1 pseudogene is annotated in these 1000 nt (G+C 70.4%); it reads left to right on the forward strand.

Annotated elements, in window-relative coordinates:
• Nucleotides 1-1000 (forward strand): annotated as a pseudogene (locus CCN51_RS58230) (pyruvate carboxylase); the annotation flags it as partial.

A 1000-nucleotide genomic window follows, 5' to 3' on the forward strand; every position in this document is an offset into this window, starting at 1 on the left:
GATCACCACCGAGGATCCGGCCAACGGTTTCCGCCCGGACGTCGGCATGATCAGCGCGTACCGCTCGCCGGGCGGCTCGGGCATCCGCCTGGACGGCGGCACCGCCCACGCCGGTACGGAGATCAGCGCGCACTTCGACTCGATGCTGGTCAAGCTGACCTGCCGGGGCCGGGACTTCGACACCGCGATCGGCCGCGCCCGGCGTGCCGTGGCCGAGTTCCGCATTCGCGGGGTGGCCACGAACATCCCGTTCCTCCAGGCCGTGCTGGACGATCCGGACTTCAGGGCCGGGCGGGTCACCACGTCGTTCATCGAGCAGCGGCCGCATCTGCTGACCGCACGGCACTCCGCCGACCGCGGTACGAAGCTGCTCACCTACCTCGCCGACGTCACGGTGAACAGGCCCCACGGCGAGCGGCCGGCGCTGCTCGACCCGACCACCAAACTGCCGCTGACCCCCGCCGCCGAACCGCCTGTCGGCTCCCGGCAGAAGCTCACCGAACTCGGTCCGGAGGGCTTCGCGCGCTGGCTGCGCGACTCGCCGACCATCGGGGTGACCGACACCACCTTCCGCGATGCGCATCAGTCGCTGCTGGCCACCCGCGTACGGACGAAGGACCTGCTCGCGGTGGCCCCGGTGGTGGCGCGGACACTGCCGCAGTTGCTGTCCCTGGAGTGCTGGGGCGGCGCCACCTACGACGTCGCGCTCCGATTCCTCGCCGAGGACCCCTGGGAGCGCCTGGCCCAGCTGCGCGAAGCGGTACCGAACATCTGCCTGCAGATGCTGCTGCGCGGCCGCAACACCGTCGGCTACACCCCGTACCCGACCGAGGTGACCGACGCGTTTGTCGAAGAGGCCACGAACACCGGTATCGACATCTTCCGGATCTTCGACGCGCTCAACGACGTCGGGCAGATGCGCCCCGCCATCGACGCCGTACGGAACACCGGCACCGCGATCGCCGAGGTCGCGCTGTGCTACACCGCCGATCTCTCCGAC

The organism is Streptomyces milbemycinicus (genome assembly GCF_002154605.1).
Lineage (GTDB): Bacteria > Actinomycetota > Actinomycetes > Streptomycetales > Streptomycetaceae > Streptomyces > Streptomyces milbemycinicus.